General features: G+C 64.8%; 3 protein-coding genes. 2 read left to right on the top strand and 1 reads right to left on the bottom strand.

Features of this window, described 5'->3' with window-relative positions; genetic code table 11:
• The first annotated feature begins 278 nt into the window (after positions 1-278).
• Positions 279-812 (top strand): hypothetical protein, encoded by a 534-nt coding sequence (locus BIU82_RS11790; protein ID WP_070349667.1) that lies wholly within the window; start codon positions 279-281, stop codon positions 810-812.
• Between the two features lie 57 nt (positions 813-869).
• Here BIU82_RS11790 and BIU82_RS11785 read toward each other — a convergent pair whose 3' ends face one another.
• The gene (locus BIU82_RS11785) at positions 870-1,892 is read right to left on the bottom strand and encodes a LacI family DNA-binding transcriptional regulator (protein WP_070349666.1); all 1,023 of its coding nucleotides are present in this window, start codon (positions 1,890-1,892) and stop codon (positions 870-872) included.
• A gap of 124 nt (positions 1,893-2,016) precedes the next feature.
• On the opposite strand from BIU82_RS11785, the gene BIU82_RS11780 reads away from it, so the two are divergent.
• Positions 2,017-2,942: MFS transporter (locus BIU82_RS11780; protein WP_139146592.1), on the top strand; the 926-nt coding region annotated here is incomplete at its 3' end.

Below are 2,942 nucleotides of genomic sequence, written 5' to 3'. Positions count from 1 at the left end.
CGGGCCGCGGCGGCGACACTGGGCGATGACTTGATGCGGCGGACGCGGGACGCCGGCTCGTACGGTGCCGATGATTGCTCGGGCATGGTTCCTCCGAAGGGGCTAGTGGGGGCTCCCTTCGAGCCTAGGTATGCAAAAGCCGCATGGATAAGACCAAATGTGCGTGGACTGATAAGGCATCCTTATGGGTTCACGCGGTTCCAGGGATTGATTTTGCTTATGGATTCACGCGGTTTTTGTATTGTTCCAGGGCCCGGCCGTGGGGCTAGCGTTCTTGCATGGATGTCCAGCTGAAGCGCCGTGCCTCTTCGCTTGCGGGCGGGTACCGTTACGGCGCCTCGCGGCGCGCTGTTCCAGACCGCGACGGCGGCACGGAGGACGACGCCGCACGTCTCCGTTCGGAGTTCGCACGGCAGAGACAGCGGCTGGCGCAGGCCGACAGCGGTTACCGCGCGCTGATCGTCCGCCGGAACGACCTCATCGCCGAGTGCGTGCAGGACCGCCTTCCGGTTACGAAAATCGCGGCGGCACTGGGCGTCTCGACGTGGGTGGTACGGACCGCCGTCGGAGATCCGGGCGAGGGACCGCCGTCGGGCGTGAGCCGCGAAAGCCGGCTGGAGCAATTGGGGCAGATCGCCTGTGAGCTGGCGGAGGCCAGTGCGGCACGGCTCGCTTTGGAGGAGGAGCGGCAGGCCCTCGTGGCTGGCGCGCACCGGGAAGGTGCACTGGACCTCTTCGAATTGGCGTCCCTCACCGGGCTCACCCCGGAGCATGTCCGAAGAATGGTCCGCGGCGTTCGCAGGCCTGAATGAGGTCGCTGGCCGAGCGGCGTTTCGGCGAGACGCCGCTGGACGCGGCGGCGACCGGCTTCAGTGTGGAGGTGCCGTGGAACTCCTGATGACCAGCGTGGGGCTCAGTGTGAAGTCGACGGCCGGCAACGCAGGGTATCGGATGCGCTCCAGCGCTGCCTGTCCCGCGGCGCGACCAAGCTCGCGGGCGTGCAGGTCGACGCTGGTCAGTTCGATTCCGTGAAGTGTTGCGACCCGGGAGTTGTCATAGCCAACGAGGGAAAGATCGCCCGGGACCGACAGGCCAAGCGAAGCGGCGGCTTCCCGGACGCCAAGGGCCAGTTCGTCGCTGTGCGCAAAAACGGCGGTCGGCCGTTCGCCCGGAGCCGCGGAAAGTGCTTCGACCGCAACGGCCGCGGCATCGGAACGTCCGAAACCCGGGGCTTCGATGAACACGGGATCACGGCCGTGCGCCAGCATGGTTCGCCTGTACCCGATGCGGCGCTCCAAGTGTCCCTCGAAGGAGGGCCCGCACAGGTGGGCTATTCTCCTGTGGCCCAGCCTGAGAAGGTGCTCCGTTGCCAGGCGGCTTCCTCTGATGTCGTCGGAATGGATGCTGTCGACGCCGGGCACTGAGCGGGTGACGTTGACCAGCGGAACCGTGCGGTTCAATTCCCGGATATGGTCGTCGGAATCCAGCAGGGTCGCAGCGATGACAACGCCCACCTTGCTCTCGAGTAACGGGTCCAGGACGCCGGGACCGGGCCGGTACGGTGTGGCGTTGACGCCGATGACCAAGCGGGAGCCGGTTCCACTGAGTGCTTCCTGCACACCACTGAAGATGTCAGCGTAAACGTCATTATGCAGATCCATGAGATGCAGGCCCACCGCAGTGGGCCGCTTGCGGGCGAGATCCGCGGCCTCGACGTTGCGGCGGTACCCGAGTAAGCCGGCGGTCCGCAGGATCTGTTGACGCATGTCTTCGCTGACGCCGGGAGCACCGCGCATGGCGAAGGAAACCAGGGTGCGCGAAACTCCTAGCTCCCGGGCAACGTCGTTTTGTGTCACCGCTTTCCTGGTGGCCGCCGGATCCGAGCTGTGCATGGGATCAATGATGGCATGCGCGCCGGCGAAGCAAACTTTCTTGAGAGTATGACCTGACAAAGTCTCTTTCGCGCGTTAGGCTAGCTGTGATCCACATCGCAGGATGCGACGACAAAGGAGTCTCATGAGTTCCCATTCCACTGCACGCAATGTTGTGAACGGCGCCAACCTCCCGCCCCTGACGGGAGGGCCGCATCGGAAGCGCCTGGGTCTGGTGGCCCTCGTTGCCACGTTTGGTGGCCTGCTCTTCGGGTACGACACGGGCGTCATCAATGGCGCCCTCCGCCCTATGACGGCAGAGCTTGGCCTGACCGCCTTGACTGAAGGCATCGTCACCAGTTCGCTGGTTTTCGCCGCCGCGCTCGGCGCGATTTCCTGCGGTCGGATTTCCGATGGCTGGGGCCGGCGCAAGACGATCATCCTGCTCGCGGTGCTGTTTTTCGCGGGAACGCTCGCTGTTGTTTTCACCCCCAACTTCGAGGTGCTGGTCGCCGGGCGCATCATGCTGGGCCTTGCTGTGGGCGGCGCTTCCGCGGTCGTTCCCGTTTTCCTGGCGGAGCTGGCGCCCTACGAAATCCGGGGTTCGCTCTCGGGCCGGAATGAACTCGCGATCGTTGTCGGCCAGCTTGCTGCCTTCATTATCAATGCGATCATTGGCGGGCTGTTCGGCCATATTGAGGGCGTGTGGCGGATCATGTTCGCGGTGTGCGCGGTGCCGGCGGTCGCCCTATTCTTCGGAATGCTGCGAATGCCTGAATCGCCCCGCTGGCTGGTGGAGAAGGGGCGCCGGGACGAGGCGCTGGCCGTGTTGAAGACGGTGCGCTCCCAGGAGCGGGCGGCGGCCGAACTTGCCGAGGTCGAATACATTGCGCGGACCGAGAAGTCGAACGAGGTTGGCTGGCGTGCCATCCTCAGCAACCGCAACCTCCTGCGCATCCTGCTTGTCGGCATCGGGCTCGGCGTGGCCCAGCAGCTTACCGGGATCAATTCGATCATGTACTACGGACAGACCGTGCTGGTTGAATCCGGATTCAGCGAAAGCGGTGCGTT

The organism is Arthrobacter sp. SW1 (assembly GCF_001766675.1).
Classification (GTDB): Bacteria; Actinomycetota; Actinomycetes; order Actinomycetales; family Micrococcaceae; genus Arthrobacter.
Note: the sequence above shows the minus strand (reverse complement) of the source record. Positions and strands in the feature narration are given on the sequence as shown.